Below are 13,645 nucleotides of genomic sequence, written 5' to 3'. Positions count from 1 at the left end.
GGGGCGGCGCTGCGCATGATCGTACGAAGGAAGCTATGCGGGCCGTGTGCCCGCCGTGAGGAGATGTCCGCTGATCCCCAGGAGCGTCGGTTCCGACTCGATGCGCCGGCTCGCCGCGAGGACGACCGCGCGGCGTTCCGGGTCGTCCAGCCAGTCCTCGACGCCGCCCATCAGCCAGGCGGCGCCCTCCAGGCCGTACTGGCCGTCGACGGTGAGCCCGGCGTCGGTGAACTCGGCGGGGGCCTCGTCGGGTCGGGCGAAGTAGGCGGTGGTGAACAGGCCGCCCTCGGTGCCGTGCCGCCCGTGGTCGCCGACCGCGTCGGTGCGGGCGCGTTGCGCCGGGTCGAAGTAGCGCTCCTCGCGCAGCAGGTCGTGCAGTCCCGCGAACCGGTTGATGGTCGCCGCGACGACCGGTCCGCCGGGCCGCACCGCCCGGCAGGCCTCCGTCAACGCCCTGACCCGGTCGGCGCGTTCGGGCAGGTGGTACAGCGGGCCGAGCAGCAGTACCACGTCGTGGGCGGCGTCGGCGGCGGGCAGCGCGCGGGCGTCACCGGCGCGCGCGGTGACGCCGGGGATCCGTGCCGCCTGCTCCACGTGGAGCGGTACGGGATCGACGAGGTCGACCTCGTACCCGTCCCGGACCAGCCACTCCGCGTGCACCCCGCTGCCGCCGCCGACGTCCAGCACCCGGGCCGGTGCCGGGGGCAGCAGCCGGCGCAGCACGTCCTGCGTACGCCAGAACTCCAGCCGTCCGGCGGGAGCCCCTCCGTCCCGCAGGCGGGCGTCCTCGTCGCCGCGTGCGTAGTAGGCGAGGATCTCGTCACGGACGGCGGGCCGCCGGGGCTGTGTCGTCTCCGTCATGGCACCAGGTTGCTGATCGCTGCCCGTACCACGCGACGGGAATTCACTCCCGTGCCCGCACCAGCCCCGACTCGTAGGCGAACACGACCAGTTGGGCCCGGTCCCGCGCCCCCAGTTTCGTCATCGCGCGGCTGACGTGCGTCTTGGCCGTGAACGGGCTGATGACCATGTGCGCGGCGATCTCCTCGTTGGTCAGGCCCCGCGCGGCCAGGGCCGTCACCTCGCGTTCGCGAGGGGTGAGGCACTCCAGGCCGGGGGCCGTGGCACGGTCCGGGGGCCTGGAGACGAACTCGCCGATCAGGGTGCGGGTGACCGACGGCGACAGCAACGCCTCGCCGCCCGCCACCACGTCGATCGCCTGCAACAGGTCCGCCGGGTCCGTGTCCTTCAGCAGGAAGCCGCTGGCGCCGGCGCGCAGCGCCTCGAACACATAGCTGTCGAGGCCGTAGTTGGTGAGGATCACCACCCGCACACCGGCCAGTGCGGGGTCCGCGGCGATGTGGCGTGTCGCCTCGATGCCCGTCATCACCGGCATCTGCACGTCGACCAGCGCGATGTCGGGCACCTCGGCCCGCACCAGCGCCAGGCCCTGTTCCCCGTCGGCCGCCTCACCGACCACCTCGATGCCGTCCTCGGCCTCCAGCAGGGCCCGGAAACCGGCCCGCATCAGCGCCTGGTCGTCGACGAGCGCCACCCGGATCATCCGGCCTCCCCCACCGGCAGCTCGGCCCGCACCGCGAAGCCGCCCTCCGTGCGCGGTGCGGCGTGCAGGGTCCCGCCTAGCGCGGTCACCCGCTCCCGCATGCCGATCAGGCCGATGCCGGGCGCGAAGGGCCGGTCCGGGGCGGCGTTCCCGTCGTCCTCCACGGCCACCGTCACCTGGCCCTCCCCGTAGGCGAGCCGCACCCGCACCTTCGCCGGCCCGGCATGGCGGGCCGCGTTCGTCAGCGCCTCCTGGACGGTGCGGTACACCGCCTTCTCGACCGTCGCGCCCAGCTCGCACTCCTCGCCCGTCACCGTCAGGTCCACCGCGAGGCCGGCGGCCCGCGCCCGCTCCACCAGCAGTGCGGGCGTGCCGACGACCTCGTCGGTGCGCAGGATCTCCAGCGTGGACCGCAGTTCCCGCATGGCCTCGCCGCTCGCCTCCTGGATGGCCAGCAGGGCGGGCGGTATCTCCTCGCCCCGTTTGCGGGCGAGGTGCACCGCGACGCCCGCCTGGAGCTTGACGATCGAGATGCTGTGGGTGAGGGAGTCGTGCAACTCACGGGCGATCCGCAGGCGTTCCTCGCCGGCCCGGCGCAGCGCCGCCTCCTCACGGGTGCGTTCCGCCTCCAGGGCGCGCTGTTCGGTCTGGCGCAGATACGCCTGCCAGTTGCGGTCGGCCAGGCCGGTCACCGCCGCGAACAGGAACCAGCCCGCGAGCAGCGCCGCGTTCTCCACGATGTCCCGGGTGGCCGGGCCCGTCGCCACGTACGCCGCCAGGTACAGCCCGCTCGCCAGAAGGGCCCAGCCACGGTGCCCCACCCGTGCCGCCGTGTGCACGGCGGCCAGGACGGGCAGGGCGGCCGGCAGTCCGGGCTGTGCGTGCAGGACGTACGCCGCGCCGAAGGCGGTCGAGACGGCAAGCACCGCCCGTGGGGCCGCCCGGTAGAAGCCGAGCGCGGCCGAACTCACCGCCACCAGGGCGTAGTCCAGCCATCCCATGTCGCCGTCGAAGGCGACCGTGGTCATCGCCAACGCGCCGACCACGACCGCCATCGCCGCGTCGGCCAGCCCCTTGTGTGTGACCATGTGCCCGCCCATGTCCGCACACTAGAGGGCCCTGCCGACACCCGCGTCAGCCCTGTGGACAACTCTGCGACTACTCCCGCCGTAGTACGTCGCGGGCCCGTCCCGCCCCTGCGGCGCAGCGTCAACTCCCTTCGGACGTACGACGACCGAGGGCGTCCGCCCGGCGCACGCTGCTTCCCATGTCCACACCCTTCCGCTACACCGAGCCAGAGCCGCCCAAGGCGGCCACCGGTCGCGTCGCCGAGGTCTACGAACAGCTCGCCCGCGAGTTCGGCATCGACGAACCGGTCACGTTCGTGGTCCTCTCCTCCGCCCCCGACCTCCTCGCCCCCGCCTGGGCGCTGATGCGCGAGTCGTTGATCGCGGGACCCGGCAGCCGCACCGGCAAGGAGCTGGCGGCGCTCGGGGTGTCGCTCGCCAACCGGTGCCCGTTCTGCGTGGACGCGCACACCGTGCTGCTGCACGCCACCGGCGACCACGCCCTGGCCGAACGCCTCGCGCGCGGGGAGCGACCCGAGAACGAGGAGCACACGCGCGTGCTGGAGTGGGGGAAGCTGACCCGCGTACCGGGTGGCCTCGGCCCCGAGCCGTATCCGTTCCCGGGCGAGGACGCCCCCGGCTACCTCGGTACCGCGCTCGCCTTCCACTTCATCAACCGGATCGTCTCCGCGCTGGTGACCGAGAACCTGCTGCCGGGCAACGCCCAGCGCTTCCGCGCGGTCCGCAGTCTCGTGGGCCGCACGCTGGCCCGGACCGTACGCCGCCCGGCCCGGCCCGGCGCCGCACTCGCGCTGCTGGACCTCCCCGACCCCGGCGAGTCCCCCGCGTGGGCGGGCGGCACGGCCGTCGGCCCCGCCTACGCGGCGCTGCTCCGGGCGGCCATGTCGGGGGGCGCCCTGCTCGACGCCGACGACCAGGACCTCGTGGAAGAGGTCCTGCTGGACTGGGACGGAGCGCACCCGTCCCTCGCCCCCGACCCCTTCCCCGACCGGCGCGAGCGGCCCGGGGCCCGCCTCGCGCTGCTGGCCGCCCTCGCGCCGTACCGCATCACCGACGAGGACGTGGCCGCCTGGCGGCGCCCCGAACACACCGACCACTGTCTGGTGCACCTCGTCGCGTACGGGGCGTTCCTGGCGGTGGACCGGATCGAATCGGCGTTCACCCGCAACTCCGTGCGGACATAGCAGGACACACGACGCGTCAACAACGGGCCGCTGTCACCGCACATGTACGGAGCGAGTTGGCACTTCCGCCCCACAGGGAGTCGTGTGACACTGGCGTCCCGTCCGCAGTTCGGACACCTTCCGCACCGTCCCCCACGGAAAAGTGCGCCTGTGCGTTCCCTTCCTCTGCCGCTCGCCCTGACCGCGCGTCTGTCCCCGGTCGTCGTGCTCGCCGCCGCGGGCTGGTCGCTCTCCTCAGGACCGGCCACGACCGCCGACAGCGACTCCGCGTCGAAGGGCGGCGGTACGCGATCCGCCTCGGCCCCGGCGACGGCGGCGGCCTCGAAGACGTACTCCGCGGCCCCCTCGCCCTGCGGCAGCGTCTCCACGAAGAACATCAAGTCCCTGGTCCCGGGCGCCAAGACGGCCGGCAAGGAGATCCCGTCGACGGACACGAAGCTCCGCCGCACCTGCTCCTGGAACGCGCTCAAGGGGTACGACTACCGCTGGCTCGACGTGTCCTTCGAGATCACGGACTCGGACGAAGCCGCGCAGACCTCGTACAAGGAGCGCATCAAGGAGAAGAGCGGCGGAGGGGACGTTCCGGGCCTGGGCGACCAGGGCTACTCGGTCGTGAACCTCACCACCGAGGACAAGCAGCAGACCCGCGAGGGCACGGTCATCGTCCAGGCCTCCAACACGCTGGTGATCATCACCTACAACGGCAGCGACTTCGAGTCGAAGAAGGCGCCCGACACGGATGTGATCAACAAGGGCGCCATCAAGGCGGCCAAGGACGCCGTGGCAGCACTGGAGGGCGGTCAGTAGCACCGACCGCCCTCTCAGCCGTGGACATCAGGCCTCGATGCCCTCCTGCTCCCTGCCCTTCGGCAGCATCAGCGCGACGTACAGCACCAGCGAGGTGCCCAGGCCCACGGCCCAGCCGTAGTCGGACAGCGGCTTGAGGAACGGGATCAGACCGTCGGTCGGGAACGGCCCCGTCTTGACCCCGTCCGCGCCGACGGCCGAGTGCGACCCGCCGACCGCGAGGATGCCGCCGACCAGGAAGGCGGCGATCGCCCGCCAGTTCCAGCCGTTGGAGTACCAGTAGCGCCCGCCGGGCGTGTACAGGTCCGCCAGGTGCAGAACCGTCCTGCGCACGATCCAGTAGTCGGCGATGAGGATGCCCGCGACCGTGCCGAGCAGACCGCCGACCACACCGAGCCAGGTGAAGATGTAGAACTCGGGCGTCGAGATCAGCTTCCACGGGAAGATCAGGATGCCGACGACACCCGTGATCAGCGCGCCCGTACGGAAGTTGATGAGCTTCGGTGCCAGGTTCGCCAGGTCGTACGCCGGTGAGACGACGTTCGCCGCGATGTTCACGGAGATGGTCGCGACGAGGACGATGATCAGCGCGAAGAGGAGACCGAAGGCGTTGTCCGCCTTGGCGGCCAGCTCCACCGGGTCCCAGATCGCCGTGCCGTAGACGACCTCGGAGCCGGAGGTGACCAGCACCGCGAGGACCGCGAAGAGCGTCATGGTCGTGGGCAGACCGAGGGACTGCCCCCAGGTCTGTGCCTTCTGGCTGGCGCCGAAGCGCGTGAAGTCGGGGATGTTGAGCGACAGCGTCGCCCAGAAGCCGATCATGCCCATGAGCGACGGGAAGAAGACCGGCCAGAAGTCCGGGCCCCAGCCCAGCTTGGACGGCTGGTCGAGCAGCGCGCCGAAGCCGTCCGCCTTGACCGCGATCCAGATCAGCAGCACGAGCGCGCCGACGATGACGAAGGGCGCGGCCCAGTTCTCGAAGTGCCGCAGGAAGTCCATGCCGCGGTAGATGATGGCGATCTGCAGCGCCCAGAAGAGCAGGAAGCACAGCCACAGCGGCCACGGGTTACCGGCGATCTGCCCCGCGTTCTCCCAGTGCCCGCCGGTGAGCTTGGAGCCCAGCGCGAAGATGCCGCTGCCGCCGATCCAGGTCTGGATGCCGAACCAGCCGCAGGCCACGGCCGCCCGGATCAACGCCGGGATGTTGGCGCCGCGCAGACCGAAGGAGGCGCGGGCCAGGACCGGGAAGGGGATGCCGTACTTGGGTCCGGCGTGCCCGGTGGCCAGCATCGGCAGCAGCACGATGATGTTGGCCAGGGCGATGGTGAAGACGGCCTGCTTCCAGTCCATGCCGAGCGCGACCAGGCCGGAGGCCAGGGTCCAGCTGGGGATGCAGTGGGCCATGGAGATCCACAGGGCCGCGAAGTTGTACGTCGTCCACTTGCGCTCGGAGACCGGTACGGGACGCAGGTCCTCGTTGGCGAAGGGACTGTCGGCGGGGTAGGCCCCGGGGCTGAGTTCGATCCGGCCGTCGGGGCCGGCGGACTGGGATATCGGCGACCCCGTGGGGACTGTGTCGGTCATGGGCAGGCCAATCGATAAGAGCGGGACGGGATAGGCCGTGCGGGGGCCTTGGGCGGGACCGGGGCGGGCAGGAGATGCCCCGGTCCCGCCACCCCTTTCCGGGACGGCGGAAAGGGGGGACAAGGTGTGGGGGGGTCGGGTGGAACGGGACTGCGGGGGTCAGGCGTTGACGGCGGGGATCACCTTCGAGCCGTAGGCGTCGATGACGGTCTCCTGCGCGTCGTGCATGTCGTAGACGGCGAACTGGTCGACGCCCAGCTCACGCAGGGCGTTGAGCTTCTCGATGTGCTTCTCGACGGGCCCGATGATGCAGAACCGGTCGACGATCTCGTCGGGCACGAAGGCGGTGTCGGGGTTGTCGGAGCGGCCGTGGTGGGAGTAGTCGTATCCCTCGCGGGCCTTGATGTAGTCGGTGAGTTCGTCGGGTACGGCGGCGGAGTGCTCGCCGTACTTGGAGACCAGGTCGGCCACGTGGTTGCCGACCATCCCGCCGAACCAGCGGCACTGCTCCCGCGCGTGCGCGAGGGCCTCGGGCGAGTCGTCCTCGGTGACGTAGGCCGGGGCGGCGACGCAGATCTTCACCTCGGAGGGGTCGCGCCCGGCGGCGACGGCCGCGTCCTTGACGGCCTTGACCATGTACTCGGTGAGGTAGAGGTCGGCGAGCTGGAGGATGAAGCCGTCGGCCTCCTCGCCGGTCATCTTCAGCGCCTTGGGGCCGTACGCGGCCATCCATACGGGGAGTTGGGCGTCCTCCTTGATCCAGGGGAACTTGATGACCGTGCCCCCGAGATCGGCCTCCTGGCCGGAGCCGAGCGCCTTGATGACCTTCATGGCCTCGCTGATGCGGGCGAGGGTGTTCGGGGCACGGCCCGCGACGCGCATCGCGGAGTCGCCGCGGCCGATGCCGCAGACCGTGCGGTTGCCGAACATGTCGTTGAGGGTGGCGAACGTGGAGGCGGTGACCTCCCAGGTGCGGGTGCCCGGGTTGGTGACCATGGGGCCGACCGTCAGCTTGGAGGTGTTGGCGAGGATCTGACTGTAGATCACGAACGGTTCCTGCCAGAGCACGGCGGAGTCGAAGGTCCAGCCGTACGTGAAGCCGTTGCGCTCGGCCCGCTTCATCAGGCTGACGACCTTCGAGGCCGGCGGGTCGGTCTGCAGGACGAGTCCGAAGTCCATGTGCGCCACTCCTAGTTGAGGTACTGACAGGTGGAGCGCGGGGTGTACGTACCGTGCCCGGCGTGCCCGGTGTACTCCCGCTCGGTGATGACGAGTTCGCCGCGCGAGAGGACCGTCTCGACGCGGCCGGTGAGGCGCTTGCCCTCGTACGCCGAGTAGTCGACGTTCATGTGGTGGGTCTCGGCGGAGATGATCTGCTCGGCGTGCGGGTCGTAGATGACGACGTCGGCGTCGGCGCCCGGGGCGATGGTGCCCTTCTTCGGGTACATGCCGAACATGCGGGCCGGGGTGGCGCAGGCGATCTCGATCCAGCGGCGGCGCGAGATGTGCCCGTCGACGACGGCCTGGTGGAGCAGGTCCATACGGTTCTCGACACCCGGCAGACCGTTGGGGATCTTCGAGAAGTCGCCGCGGCCGAGCTCCTTCTGGCCCACGAAGCAGAAGGGGCAGTGGTCGGTGGAGACGACCTGGAGGTCGTTGGTCCTGAGTCCCTGCCACAGCTTGGCCTGGTGCTCCTTGGGACGGAGCGGCGTCGAGCACACGTACTTCGAGCCCTCGAAGTCGGGCTCGGCGAGGTTGTCCGTCGACAGGAACAGGTACTGCGGGCAGGTCTCGCCGAAGACGTTCAGCCCCTCGTCGCGCGCCCTGGCCAGCTCGGCCACTGCCTCCATGGCCGAGACGTGCACGACGTACAGGGGAGCTCCGGCGACCTGTGCGAGCTTGATGGCGCGGTGGGTGGCCTCGGCCTCGAGAAGCGCCTTGCGCACCTCCCCGTGGTAGCGCGGGTCGGTCTCACCGCGGGCCAGCGCCTGCTCCACCAGCACGTCGATCGCGATGCCGTTCTCGGCGTGCATCATGATCAGTCCGCCGTTCTCGGCGGAGCGCTGCATGGCGCGCAGGATCTGACCGTCGTCGCTGTAGAAGACGCCGGGGTAGGCCATGAACTGCTTGAAGGAGGTGACGCCCTCCTCCACCAGCAGATCCATCTCCTTGAGCGTCTCCTGGTTCACATCGGAGACGATCATGTGGAAGGCGTAGTCGATCGCGCAGTTGCCCTCCGCCTTGGCGTGCCAGGCGTCGAGGCCCTCGCGCAGGGAACGGCCGACGCTCTGCACGGCGAAGTCGACGATCGTCGTCGTACCGCCCCAGGCGGCGGCCCGGGTGCCGGTCTCGAAGGTGTCGGAGGCGAAGGTGCCGCCGAACGGCAGCTCCATGTGGGTGTGGGCGTCGACGCCGCCCGGGATGACGTACTTGCCGGTGGCGTCGATGGTCCGCTCGGCACTCCAGGCCTCGGCGGCCGGGGTGCCGGAGGCGGCGAGGGCGGCGATACGGCCGTCCTCGATCAGGACGTCGGCGTGGATCTCGTCGGACGCGGTGACGACGAGGCCACCACGGATGACGGTACGGCTGCTCATGTTCCCTCTCCTGGTGTCGTACGAGTCGATCGATGCCGCCGGTCCGGCCCCCGTGCTCCGGACCGACGGCGGTCCAGGACGGTTACGGGGCGGTCAGCGGGGCGTACGCGTCGGGACGGCGGTCGCGGAAGAACTGCCAGCGGTCGCGCACTTCGCGGAGCTTGTTGAGGTCGAGGTCGCGGACCACGAGCTCGGTCTCCTTGTCGGAGGCCACCTCGCCCACGAACTGCGCCTCCGGGTCGACGAAGTAGGTCGTCCCGTAGAAGTCGTTGTCGCCGAGCTCCTCGACACCGACCCGGTTGATCGCGCCGACGAAGTACTCGTTGGCGACGGCCGCGGCCGGCTGCTCCAGCTGCCACAGGTAGGCGGACAGGCCGCGTGAGGTGGCCGAGGGGTTGAAGACGATCTCGGCGCCCGCGAGGCCCAACGCCCGCCAGCCCTCCGGGAAGTGGCGGTCGTAGCAGATGTAGACGCCGATCTTCCCGACCTTGGTGTCGAAGATCGGCCAGCCCAGGTTGCCGGGACGGAAGTAGAACTTCTCCCAGAATCCGGGCACCTGGGGGATGTGGTGCTTGCGGTACTTGCCGAGGTACGAGCCGTCCGCGTCGATCACCGCGGCGGTGTTGTAGAGGACGCCGGGCTGCTCCTCCTCGTACATCGGCAGGACGAGGACGATCCCCAACTCCTTGGCCAGCGCCTGGAATCGCTTGACGATCGGCCCGTCCGGGATCTGCTCGGCGTACTCGTAGAACGCCTTGTCCTGGACCTGGCAGAAGTACGGCCCGTAGAACAGCTCCTGGAAGCACAGGACCTGAGCACCCTGCGCGGCCGCGTCGCGAGCCGCCTGCTCGTGTACCTGGATCATCGACTCCTTGTCGCCCGTCCACGCGGTCTGGAAAAGGGCGGCACGAATCACTCTGCTCATCGGGACCTCCGGTCGCTAGGTGTGCGAGAAGGCTAGAAAGTCCGAAAGCAGGCTTTGAGTTGCACGGTGTCACGTCTGAGGACGTTCGGCGTGCCACGGTGTCACCCTGTCGTGAGCCCATGTTTCACCGCCGTTTTCCCAGGTCGTGGCATGTTTCAGCCCTGTTGCGCGTCGTGCGCGAGGAGTGCGATGTGCACCGAGGCGGCCTGTTCGAAGTCGTCGAGGTCCACACCGAGCCGGGTCTGTATCGCTTCGAGGCGCCGGTACAGCGCGGGGCGCGAGACGTGGTGGAGCTGGGCGGTGCGGGACTTGTTCCGGCCGGTGGCCAGATACGTCCGCAGGACGGCGAGCAGATCCTCACCCGCCCCGTGGAGCAGCCCGTCCAGCTCCCGCTCCGCGAAGGACTGCACCTGCGGGTCGTCGCGCAACAGCCGTATCAGACCGCGCAGATGAACGTCCTTGAGGCGTACGACGGCCGGGAGGTCGAGGATTCCGGAAGCGACGGCGTCCGCGACATGCCGGGCCTCGCGCATCCCGGCGGGGACGTCGTCCCAGGCCGTACGAGGGTCGGCGGCCGCCACCACCGTCTCCGGCAGCCGGGCCGCGAAGTTCGCCGTCAGCACCGACGCGTCCTGGTCCCGGGCCAGGCTCAGCAGCACCGCGGTCGCCCCGTCGGCGAGCTCGGCGACGATGCCGGGCAGCCCCAACAGCCGCAACACCCGGTCGAGTTCGGCCGGATCACCGTCCCTGACGACCAGCGGCACGAAGGTCCGCCGGTTGACGGGCAGTCCGGCCGCCCGCGCCCGCGGCAGCAGCTGTCTGGCCGGTACGACCCCGCTGACCAGGTCGGTCAGCAGGCTCTGCGCGGACTGCTCCTCCCAGGTGTGGGCGGAGTTCCCGGCGAGCATGCGGTGCAGGACGAGGGCCTCGGCGGCCCGGTCGGCGAGCAGCCGCCCGGTGGCGGTGTCCCCGCGGTATCCGCACAACAGGATCTGTCCCCACCGCTCCCCGCGCCCGCCCAGCTCGGCCCGGATCCAGCCGTCGCCCTCGCTGCCGCCGGCCTGGCGGGCGATGCGCTCCCAGTCCCGCAGCACGTCGTCCACGGCCGACCGCTCCCCCGCCGTGGCGAGGACGCGGTGGGCGAGGTTGGTGACGACGACCGGACAGGCGCTGTGCTGGGCGACGTCGTCGAGGAGCCGTTGCAGCGGGGCGCCGGCGGTGATGAGTCCGGTGAGGCTGGTGCGTACGGCCTCGGAGAGGCTGACGGCGGCGAACTTCCGCCGTACCAGCCGGGACTGCACCTCCTCGGTCAACTCGGCGAAGGGGAAGGGCCGGTGGAGGACGACCATGGGCAGCCCGCACCGCTCGGCGGCCCGCCGCATCACGTCCGGCGGGGCCGGGAACGCCCGCCCCAGGCCCAGGACGACCGCGGCGGCCTCCGCGCGGTGCAGGGACTGGATGTACTCGGCCTGTGCGCCCTCGTCACCGGCGAGCAGCACCCCGGTGGTGAGGACCATCTCCCCGCCGGTGAGCATGACGCCGACGTCGGGTGCCTCGGCGACATGCACCCAGCGCACGGCCCGGTCGAGCTGGGCCGCGCCGGCCACCACCTCGGGCTCCCCGGCGAGCACCCGTTCCAGGGTGAGGACCTGGCGTACGGACAGGGCCGGTTCCAGGTGGTCCAAGGCGGTGGTCATGGCGGTCGTTCCCTTGCTCTGTCCTGCTGCCCGTACTGCTACTGGATGCTCCTCAGAGCGTTCTCGAGGATCGCGGCGCCCTCCTCGGCCTCCGCGACGGTGAGGGACAGCGGCGGTGCGACCCGCAGCGCGCTGGTGTTGTGGCCGCCGCCCTTGCCGAGCAGCAGCCCGCCCTCGCGGGCCGCCTCCAGGACGGCGCTCGCCGCATCGGGGGCGGCCCGGTCGGTGCCGGGTTCGACCAGCTCGATGCCGATCATCAGCCCGCGCCCGCGCACTTCCCGTACGCCGGGAATCTGCGCGGTGACGGCCCGCAGCCGCTCGATGAGCAGCCCGCCGACGCGCCGGGCGTTGCCCTGGAGGTCGTGTTCCAGGAGGTACGACAGGTTGGCGAGGCCGGCCGCCATGGTGACCTGGGTGCCGCCGAAGGTGGAGATGCTGTTCGCGTCCAGGCAGTTCATGATCTCGGCGCGGGCCACGACCCCGCCGATGGACATGCCGTTGCCGATGCCCTTGGCGAAGGTGAGGATGTCGGGCGGCCCCGAGGACGCGTGCGCCTGCCAGCCCCAGAAGTGGTCGCCGGTGCGGCCCCAGCCGGTCTGCACCTCGTCGGCGATCCACAGGATGCCGCGCTCGGCGAGCACCTCGCGGAAGGCGGCGTACAGGCCGTCCGGCGGTGAGGTGAAGCCGCCGACACCCTGGATGGGCTCGGCGATCAGGGCGGCGGGCGGGCGGGTGTGGCCGAGCAGGTCGGTCAGGTCGTCGACGCAGGCCGCGATGAACTCGTCGTCGCCGAGGGAGGCGTACGGGCCGCGCGTCCGCACGCCGCCGTGGACGTACAGCGTCTGGAGCGGGGAGAGCGAGGTCGGGGACCAGCCGCGGTTGCCGGTGATGCCGACCGCGCTGAAGGAGCGGCCGTGGTAGCTGTTGCGCATCGCCAGGATCGTGTTGCTGCGCCGGTAGGTGGTGGCGAGCATCAGGGCGGTGTCGTTGGCCTCGGTGCCGGAGGTGGTGAAGAAGACCCGGGCGTCCGGGATGCCGGACAGCCGGCTGATCCTCTCGGCCAGTTCCACCATGGGCCGGTTGAGGTAGAGCGTGGACGAGTGGATGATCCTCCCGGCCTGTTCGCTCACCGCCTTGGTGACTTCGGGCAGCGCGTGGGCGGTCATCGTGGTCAGGATGCCGCCGAAGAAGTCGAGGTACTTGTTGCCCGCGGCGTCCCAGACGTGGCGGCCCTCGCCGTGGGTGATCTCCAGCGGGTCCTGGTAGTAGAGGGCGAGCCAGTCGGGCAGGACGGACCGGTGGCGGCCCAGCAGGTCCTTGTCGGTCACGGCTGCACCAGCCCTTCGTAGGCGTCGGGCCGTCGGTCCCGGTAGAAGGCCCACTGCTGCCGTACCTCTTCGATGAGGTCGAAGTCGAGGTCCCGGACGAGAAGCTCCTCCACCTTGTCACTGGCGGTGTCGCCCACGAACTGACCGCGCGGGTCCACGAAGTACGACGTGCCGTAGAAGTCGTTGTCGCCGTACTCCTCGACGCCGACCCGGTTAATCGCGGCGATGTAGTACTCGTTGGCGACGGCCGCGGCGGGCTGTTCCAGGCGCCAGAGGTAGGAGGAGAGCCCGCGGTGGGTGGCCGACGGGTTGTAGACCAACTGGGCGCCGTTGAGGCCGAGTTGCCGCCAGCCCTCCGGGAAGTGCCGGTCGTAGCAGATGTAGACGCCGACCTTGCCCACGGCGGTGTCGAAGACGGGCCAGCCGACGTTGCCCGGCTTGAAGTAGTACTTCTCCCAGAAGCCCTTGACCTGGGGGATGTGGTGCTTGCGGTACTTGCCCAGGAAGGTGCCGTCGGCGTCGATCACGGCCGCGGTGTTGTAGTAGAAGCCGGACTGCTCGACCTCGAAGACCGGTACGACGATCACCATGCCGGTCTCGCGGGCGAGCTCCTGCATACGAACGACGGTCGGTCCGTCGGGCACGGGCTCGGCCCAGCGGTAGTGCTCGGGTTCCTGGACCTGACAGAAGTAGGGGGCGTTGAAGACCTCCTGGAACCCGATGATCTTCGCACCCTGCCGGGCCGCCTCCCGGGCGTGCTCCTCGTGTTTCGCCACCATGGACTCGGTGTCGCCGGTCCAGGTGGCCTGGACCAGGGCGGCACGTACGACGTTGGCCATGAGCTGCTCCTTCGACGGGACCTCAGAGCCTCTAC

12 protein-coding genes are annotated in these 13,645 nt (G+C 70.6%); 2 read left to right on the top strand and 10 right to left on the bottom strand.

Features of this window, described 5'->3' with window-relative positions:
* Nucleotides 1-33: 33 nt before the first annotated feature.
* Genes ACWD3I_RS16505 through ACWD3I_RS16495 form a run of 3 tightly spaced genes read right to left on the bottom strand, consistent with a single transcriptional unit; the run spans nucleotide 34 to nucleotide 2,664 of the window.
* A complete protein-coding gene (locus ACWD3I_RS16505) occupies nucleotides 34-861 on the bottom strand; it encodes a class I SAM-dependent methyltransferase (RefSeq protein WP_365410403.1) in 828 nt (275 codons plus the stop codon).
* 43 nt (nucleotides 862-904) lie between these two features.
* Entirely contained in the window at nucleotides 905-1,564 is a 660-nt protein-coding gene (locus tag ACWD3I_RS16500; RefSeq protein ID WP_365410400.1) for a response regulator transcription factor, read from the bottom strand.
* Entirely contained in the window at nucleotides 1,561-2,664 is a 1,104-nt protein-coding gene (locus ACWD3I_RS16495) for a sensor histidine kinase (protein ID WP_365410397.1), read from the bottom strand. Before ACWD3I_RS16495 ends, ACWD3I_RS16500 begins: the two co-directional genes overlap by 4 nt.
* Before the next feature lie 167 nt (nucleotides 2,665-2,831).
* Between ACWD3I_RS16495 and ACWD3I_RS16490 the strand changes: the two genes are divergently transcribed.
* Complete coding sequence (locus ACWD3I_RS16490; RefSeq protein ID WP_365410394.1) at nucleotides 2,832-3,836, top strand: carboxymuconolactone decarboxylase family protein; 1,005 nt, start codon at nucleotides 2,832-2,834, stop codon at nucleotides 3,834-3,836.
* A 150-nt stretch (nucleotides 3,837-3,986) separates the two neighbouring features.
* Nucleotides 3,987-4,643, top strand: coding sequence for a hypothetical protein (locus ACWD3I_RS16485; protein WP_365410392.1), 657 nt, complete (start codon nucleotides 3,987-3,989; stop codon nucleotides 4,641-4,643).
* A 27-nt stretch (nucleotides 4,644-4,670) separates the two neighbouring features.
* Here ACWD3I_RS16485 and ACWD3I_RS16480 read toward each other — a convergent pair whose 3' ends face one another.
* The 7 genes from ACWD3I_RS16480 to ACWD3I_RS16450 form a co-directional block, all read right to left on the bottom strand.
* The gene (locus tag ACWD3I_RS16480; RefSeq protein ID WP_365410389.1) at nucleotides 4,671-6,227 is read right to left on the bottom strand and encodes an NCS1 family nucleobase:cation symporter-1; all 1,557 of its coding nucleotides are present in this window, start codon (nucleotides 6,225-6,227) and stop codon (nucleotides 4,671-4,673) included.
* Nucleotides 6,228-6,386: 159 nt separating this feature from the next.
* Nucleotides 6,387-7,406 carry a TIGR03842 family LLM class F420-dependent oxidoreductase gene (locus ACWD3I_RS16475; protein ID WP_365410386.1) on the bottom strand — a complete coding sequence of 340 codons (1,020 nt, stop codon included), beginning with the start codon at nucleotides 7,404-7,406 and terminating at the stop codon, nucleotides 6,387-6,389.
* 11 nt (nucleotides 7,407-7,417) lie between these two features.
* Nucleotides 7,418-8,821: a dihydropyrimidinase gene (hydA, locus tag ACWD3I_RS16470; protein WP_365410383.1), complete on the bottom strand. Its 1,404-nt coding sequence runs from the start codon at nucleotides 8,819-8,821 to the stop codon at nucleotides 7,418-7,420.
* 82 nt (nucleotides 8,822-8,903) lie between these two features.
* Nucleotides 8,904-9,746 carry a nitrilase-related carbon-nitrogen hydrolase gene (locus ACWD3I_RS16465; RefSeq protein ID WP_266886166.1) on the bottom strand — a complete coding sequence of 281 codons (843 nt, stop codon included), beginning with the start codon at nucleotides 9,744-9,746 and terminating at the stop codon, nucleotides 8,904-8,906.
* Nucleotides 9,747-9,901: 155 nt separating this feature from the next.
* The gene (locus tag ACWD3I_RS16460; protein ID WP_365410380.1) at nucleotides 9,902-11,443 is read right to left on the bottom strand and encodes a PucR family transcriptional regulator; all 1,542 of its coding nucleotides are present in this window, start codon (nucleotides 11,441-11,443) and stop codon (nucleotides 9,902-9,904) included.
* A 38-nt stretch (nucleotides 11,444-11,481) separates the two neighbouring features.
* On the bottom strand, nucleotides 11,482-12,771 hold the full coding sequence (locus tag ACWD3I_RS16455; protein WP_365410377.1) for an aspartate aminotransferase family protein: 1,290 nt from the start codon (nucleotides 12,769-12,771) through the stop codon (nucleotides 11,482-11,484).
* A complete protein-coding gene (locus tag ACWD3I_RS16450; protein WP_365410374.1) occupies nucleotides 12,768-13,610 on the bottom strand; it encodes a nitrilase-related carbon-nitrogen hydrolase in 843 nt (280 codons plus the stop codon). The genes ACWD3I_RS16455 and ACWD3I_RS16450 overlap by 4 nt, the downstream gene beginning before the upstream one ends.
* Between the last annotated feature and the right edge of the window lie 35 nt (nucleotides 13,611-13,645).

The sequence above is a fragment of the Streptomyces sp. NPDC002817 genome, from assembly GCF_053592055.1.
This window is presented reverse-complemented; position numbering and strand designations above follow the sequence as displayed.